The sequence below is a fragment of the Moraxella nonliquefaciens genome, assembly GCF_001679005.1.
GTDB classification, from domain to species: domain Bacteria; phylum Pseudomonadota; class Gammaproteobacteria; order Pseudomonadales; family Moraxellaceae; genus Moraxella; species Moraxella nonliquefaciens.
Genome location: NZ_LXTW01000035.1, coordinates 44,842 through 51,388, shown reverse-complemented (window position 1 = coordinate 51,388; position 6,547 = coordinate 44,842). Strand labels below are relative to the sequence as shown.

At 44.4% G+C, this 6,547-nt stretch carries 5 protein-coding genes and 1 tRNA gene; 4 read left to right on the top strand and 2 right to left on the bottom strand.

Translation table 11 applies throughout. The features are described 5' to 3' along the window. Positions 1 to 487: 487 nt before the first annotated feature. Together glmS and rplS are read left to right on the top strand one after the other, a co-directional pair. The gene (glmS, locus tag A7456_RS10410) at positions 488 to 2,332 is read left to right on the top strand and encodes a glutamine--fructose-6-phosphate transaminase (isomerizing) (RefSeq protein WP_067010419.1); all 1,845 of its coding nucleotides are present in this window, start codon (positions 488 to 490) and stop codon (positions 2,330 to 2,332) included. A gap of 156 nt (positions 2,333 to 2,488) precedes the next feature. Next, positions 2,489 to 2,866, top strand: a complete 378-nt coding sequence (gene rplS, locus A7456_RS10405) for a 50S ribosomal protein L19 (RefSeq protein ID WP_066886867.1) — start codon at positions 2,489 to 2,491, stop codon at positions 2,864 to 2,866. 239 nt (positions 2,867 to 3,105) lie between these two features. Here the strand turns inward: rplS and A7456_RS10400 are convergent. Then, positions 3,106 to 3,181, bottom strand: a tRNA-Phe gene (locus A7456_RS10400). A gap of 158 nt (positions 3,182 to 3,339) precedes the next feature. Here A7456_RS10400 and A7456_RS10395 point away from each other — a divergent pair. Further along, positions 3,340 to 4,251 (top strand): polyprenyl synthetase family protein, encoded by a 912-nt coding sequence (locus A7456_RS10395; protein ID WP_067010416.1) that lies wholly within the window; start codon positions 3,340 to 3,342, stop codon positions 4,249 to 4,251. A 2-nt stretch (positions 4,252 to 4,253) separates the two neighbouring features. On the opposite strand, the gene mutY is transcribed toward A7456_RS10395, so the two are convergent. After that, on the bottom strand, positions 4,254 to 5,462 hold the full coding sequence (mutY, locus tag A7456_RS10390; protein WP_082995574.1) for an A/G-specific adenine glycosylase: 1,209 nt from the start codon (positions 5,460 to 5,462) through the stop codon (positions 4,254 to 4,256). Positions 5,463 to 5,530: 68 nt separating this feature from the next. Here mutY and A7456_RS10385 point away from each other — a divergent pair, with 68 nt between their 5' ends. Continuing rightward, a complete protein-coding gene (locus A7456_RS10385; RefSeq protein ID WP_197940288.1) occupies positions 5,531 to 6,526 on the top strand; it encodes a DNA/RNA non-specific endonuclease in 996 nt (331 codons plus the stop codon). The last annotated feature ends 21 nt before the right edge of the window (positions 6,527 to 6,547 follow it).

Below are 6,547 nucleotides of genomic sequence, written 5' to 3'. Positions count from 1 at the left end.
CAGAGATGGTAGGGGGTTTGATTTGGAATGTTAAAGTTACTGGCAAACAGATTTAATGCCATTACCAAACCTGTTATAATAGTACACACTTACCTAACAATTTGGGCTAAGGCTTTTTATCCTCCGTTGCCGTAAACCTGCGACTTTGGGCGGTGGATATAAGGCAATTGTTAAATGCGATAAGTTTTGCTATACTCATCTCACTATATTCAATGTCTTACATTCCACAGTTAAGTTAAGACTAAATTGCGAGTACGCAGTAACTTAACTGGTAAGACGTTTTTAAACACACACTTAAGCTAATTTGTGTCTATGACAATCCTAACAGTAGGATTAGCTTAAAATAAGAACCTAAGATGTACGGTGTGTCGTACGGGCGGTTGCCACTATCTTAGGCTTGCGGTCGGGCTTGACCGTCTTGTAGAAGAAATCCCCAAACGATAGGGCGGGGAGGAAGTCAAATTAACCAGTTATTAAGGAACTTAATATGTGCGGTATCGTCGGAGCGATTTGTACTCATGCCAATGTGGTAGATTTTTTAACAGATGGTCTAAAACGCCTAGAATATCGTGGCTATGATTCATCGGGCATTGCAGTGTATAGCGAGAGTGAGCAAAAAATTAAGCGGGTTCGCCGTGTGGGGCGTGTGGCTCTCATGGAAGAAGCGGTCAAACAACAAGCACTAACAGGTCATGTTGGTATCGGACATACCCGCTGGGCAACGCATGGCGGTGTTACCGAACCAAATGCCCACCCTCACATCTCAGGCGGTTTGATTTCAGTGGTGCATAATGGCATCATTGAAAACTTTGAAGTAGAACGTACCCGTCTAGAAGCATTGGGTTATGATTTTGAGTCTCAGACTGATACCGAGGTCATCGCTCACAGCATTCACCATGAATACGAAAATAACGGTAAGGATTTGTATCGTGCGGTACAAACAGCGTGCAGTCGTTTTCATGGGGCATTTGCCATTGCCGTCATATGTCAGGATGACCCTGCCCATATGGTTGTCTCTCGCATGGGTTGTCCACTGCTTGTGGCTTTTGGCGATGAAGAGGTGTTTATTGCATCCGATGTATCGGCGGTCATTGCCTTTACTCGCCGTGTTGCTTATTTAGAAGATGGTGATATTGCCTTATTGTCTGCCAATGGTATTGAAGTTTTGCTTGATAAAAATGGTAATCAAACCGACCGTGCCATAAAATTGTCCGAATTATCATTGGCAAGTTTGGAGCTGGGTGGGTATAGCCACTTTATGCAAAAAGAAATTTATGAACAGCCAAAAGCAGTGGCAGACACAGCAGAGATTTTTTTAGATGGTGGTTTTGTACCAGATAATTTTGGTCAAAATGCCCCAAATATTTTATCAAAAACCAAAAGCATCAAAATCCTAGCGTGTGGCACGTCTTATTATTCAGCACTTACAGGTAAATATTGGCTTGAATCTATTGCCAAAATTCGCACCGATGTGGAGATAGCCAGTGAGTATCGTTACCGTGATGTCATCGCTGATGCTGATGAGCTAATCATTGCCATCAGTCAGTCAGGTGAGACACTAGATACGATGGAGGCCTTAAAATATGCCCAAGCCCAAGGGCATAAGTATAGTCTGTCTATTTGCAATGTGTTAGAATCCGCCCTACCTAGAACCAGTACCCTTGCCATTTATACCAGAGCGGGGGCGGAGATTGGCGTAGCAAGCACCAAAGCCTTTACCACTCAGCTTGTCATTTTGTTTGGGCTGGCGGTAACACTTGGTAGGATGCGTGGACATGTATCCGATGATGAGCTAAGTGCCTATGCTGATGATTTGCGTCAACTGCCAGGGAGCATACAGCACGCACTTAACTTAGAACCACAACTTGCGGTATGGGCAAAAGAGTTTGCAACCAAGCCATCAGCGTTATATTTGGGTCGTGGCATTCATTATCCGATTGCGTTGGAGGGGGCATTAAAACTCAAAGAACTCACCTACATCCATGCTGAGGCTTATCCTGCTGGTGAGTTGAAGCATGGCCCTTTGGCACTGGTTGATGAAAACATGCCCGTGGTGGTCATCGCTCCCAATGACAAATTGCTTGATAAAGTCAAAGCCAATATGCAAGAAGTTGGTGCAAGAGGTGGAGAGTTATTTGTCTTATCCGACCTTGACAGTGATTTTACCGAGACAGATGGTGTGCACATCATTCGTACGCCACGTCATATTGGGGTATTATCACCGATTGTTCACACCATTGCCGTGCAACTGCTCTCATACCATGTTGCCTTGGTACGTGGCACGGACGTGGATAAGCCTCGCAATCTTGCCAAATCGGTAACGGTAGAATAACGCTTGATTTTTATTGGTCTTTTTATTATAATGGGCTGTTTTATGTGTCCGTGTGGCTCGGACATGGATTGAACTTTTCAATCTGATGATGATATGATATGCGACCTTTTAGCCATGTAAAAAGGTATGAGCCTATGTCATTTATTGGAGTATTCCATGAGTAACAAACACCCCCTAGTTCAACAAATTGAACAATCTCAACTAAAAGAACATCCTTCATTCGCCCCTGGCGACACTGTTGTGGTTAAAGTTCGTGTCCAAGAGGGCGATAAAGAGCGTCTGCAAGCCTTTGAAGGTGTAGTTATCGCCAAGCGTAACCGTGGTCTTAACTCATCTTTCACCGTACGTAAAATTTCAAGCGGTGTGGGTGTTGAACGTGCATTCCAATTACATTCACCAATCATCGGTAGTATTGAGGTGAAACGTCGTGGTGATGTCCGTCGTGCCAAACTTTACTACCTGCGTGAGCGTTCTGGTAAGTCTGCTCGTATCAAAGAAAAATTGGGTGTCAGAGGCGCAAAAAAAGACGCCTAATGCCTTAATGATAAAAACCCTGCTCATGTGGCAGGGTTTTTTATGTGGTTTTGATTTTTTCGTGTTGGGTGGATGGTAGTTGGGTGATGGTAGAGAGGTTTAAAATACACCCAATTTGCTTTAATATACCCAACTTATTTATTTGTGGTTGTAGATACGTTGGTAAACTGCTTTTGGATTTTATGGTCAATTTGGTAAGCCATAAAAAACACCCAATCAAAGTTGGGTGTCTGAAAATATGGTGGCGTGGGGCAGGATCGAACTGCCGACACACGGATTTTCAATCCGTTGCTCTCCCGACTGAGCTACCGCGCCGTGTCTAGCTTTATTGGCTAAGTGGTGCGTATTATATATGATTTTATAAACTTTGCAAGCATTTTTATATATTTTTTTAAAATTTTTTTAAAATTTATGATTTCTACCCAAAATTCATGCGTTTTGGGGTATGATAGCATTTTTGATATGGGGCGGACATGAACAGATTAAATATCAATGATTTAAACAGTATACAGCACTTTACCAAAACTTGGCTGATGGCAGATTTTGATGTGTTGTTTGACACTGCCAATTTGCCATCTCCTTTGGGTGAGGCATCTCGTTATGTCATTTCCAATGGCGGTAAACGGGTACGCCCTTTGCTTGTGCTTACGACCTTTTTGGCGGTTGGTGGGCGTGTTGATATGCCTGCCTTTGGGGCGGTACGCCGTGCCATGCTTGCCATAGAATGCGTACATGGCTATTCGCTTGTGCATGATGACCTGCCATCTATGGACGATGATGAACTACGCCGTGGCAAGCCGACTTGTCATGTCATTTATGGTGAGGATGTGGCGATACTGACAGGCGATGTATTGCAATCGCTTGCTTTTGATGTGTTGGGTGCAGATTATGAATTTGGAATGGTTAGCAGCGATGTCGTGGTTCAACTTCTTGACATACTTGCCCCCAGTGCCAGACGTATGGTGGTAGGGCAACAGGCAGATTTGAACGGTGAACAAAAAAAACTTACCCAAGACGAATTAGAAGCCATTCACAAGGATAAGACAGGGGCATTGATAGAAGCAAGCGTGCTTATGGGTGCGGTGTGTGGCGGTGTGTGTGATGAGCGTATGGCAAGGCTTGGCAAGTACGCACAGCTCATCGGTCTTGCCTATCAGGTACAAGATGATGTATTGGATGTGGTGGCGGACACCCAAACACTTGGCAAAATGGCAGGCAGTGATGAAAAATTAGACAAATCTACCTATGTCAAACTGCTTGGTGTGGACAATGCTCGTGCTTATGCTGATGAGTTATTTGATAAGGCAAGGGAGCAAGTGAGCGAATTTGGTGATGATAATCTTTTGCTACAAATGGTGGATTGGCTACAAAAAAGAGGATACTAAATCTATCCCAACAATTTCTCCATCGCCTTTGGTACGCCCAATCCATCATGGTCTTTTTGCCAGACAAAATCAGCACAGATGGCAGTTAGGGCATGATTGATGTTATTATAAAGCACATTATCAATATTGACATGAATTAATGACAAATGCCAGTGAAAGTGCGTAAGTGTGTGTTTAATGGTTTTGGAGCGGTTGATGGCGATATTTGGCAAATTATCCAAAACTTGATGCTCAGCAAGATTTGGGCTGTGGGCATGTTTGCGATTCATGGTTTTGGCGTGGCATAAATCATGTGGCAGATTGTCATGTGATGACCCAACCAGTTTATCATCTATCATCAGCATGGGCATAACAAACAATCCATCCCAAATGCCCATTCCTGTCTTGCTTTGGCGTTTTATCCATAAGAGTTTATCATCATACACTAAGGCAAAAACAAGCGAATGGCGGTGTGGTTTGACCGTCTTTTTGGCTTTGACAGGGTAGGCGGTGGGATTGCCATTTTTATGGGCAGTGCAATCATCTGATAGCGGACACATGCCACAAGCAGGACGAGTGCGAGTACAGATGGTTGCCCCCAAATCCATCATCGCTTGGGCGAACTTACCGCTATCATGTTTGGGGGTGAGTGTGTCGGCAAGCTCCCACAGCACTTTGTCGGTGGCGGATTTGGTGATGTCGCCATCTATCCTTGCCCAGCGTGTCAGCACTCGCTTAACGTTGCCATCGCATATTACGCCACGTCCACGTACTCCCATTGCCACAATTGCCCCAGCGGTGGAACGCCCTACGCCACGCACATTTTGCCACTCATCCATCGTTTGTGGGAAATGTCCATGTAGGGCGATGTAATCTGCCACTTGTTTTGCCCCTTGATGTAGGTTTCTTGCCCGAGCATAGTAGCCAAGCCCTGCCCAGCTAATCGCCACATCGTCCCATTGAGCATCTGCCAAATCTTGCACGGTGGGAAATTTTTCCATGAATCGTCTAAAATATCCCAAAACAGTCGCCACCTGCGTCTGTTGTAACATAATCTCCGAGAGCCACACCGCATAAATGTCTGATGTTTGTTCGTGGTGATACTGCCAAGGCAAATCATGACGACCGTGGACATTAAACCAGCTAAGCAAACGTGGAGCAAAAGTGATGATGTTCATGCCTAAGAAGATATCGGTTACCAAACTATAAACCAAAAATAATGAGGGTAACATGATAAATTTCTAGGTGATACGTTGATAAAAAGCACACCAAATGATGATTTGATGAATCTTTAACACCCTTGACCATCAAAATCGGCTATAATGATGAGGTTTTGCCATTAGAGCTTGTTATGTATTTATCCCCATCATCCTCATCAAGTTGCACCAAAAGATGGCTCATCTTGCCATTACTGCTGTTATGCTGTTTTGTCAGTATGGGGGCAACACATGGCGAGCAAGAGATTTTTTTGGGTCAAAGTAATCAGGCAAATGCCCAAAATCTTGCCAGCTGTTCTGAGCATTTTCATGCCAACACTGTCCCACAGTTGGTTGGCAGTAAGGGACAAAAACTGGCACGCCAAAGCCATGAACTGTGTTTTCATGGCTTTGCTGTGCTCTACTCAGGCGTCTCACGCACCCCCATCTATGCCGCCCAACATCTGACACGTGAACGCATTCATCAGGCACGTTCATTGACCCGAAAAGATAACTTTCATGAAGAGACACGCTTGCCTACACATGTGCAAGCAAAACTTAACGACTATCGCCGTTCAGGTTATGATAGAGGTCATCTTGCCCCCAATGGCGATATGGCGAATCTTTCACAACAATTTGACAGTTTTAGCCTTGCCAACATTGCCCCCCAAAATGGCACACACAACCGTGGATTATGGCAGCAAATAGAGCGTGATACACGCAACTTAGCATTAAAATACGGTGAATTATATGTTATAACAGGTGTGGCATTCCAAGGTCGTCAAATCGCCCAAATCGGAGATGGTGTGTTGGTACCAAGTCACTTTTTTAAGGTGGTCTATGTTCCCAGTATCAACCGTGCAGGCGTATACTATACGCCCAATGATGATTCGGGCACAATTGAGCATATCAGCCTTAGCGAACTGTCCACACGTACAGGCATTAACGCCATGCCATCATTATCGCCACAGGAGCAATCCACAGCTTTTAACATGCCTGCTTCATCTGACCCACAGCAGGCAAATAATGATGGTTGGGACAATGGTTGGATGAGACTGATTGTGATGATTTTAGAATTTTTAATTGGTCTGTTAAGATGACCTAAAAACAACCTAATAGGA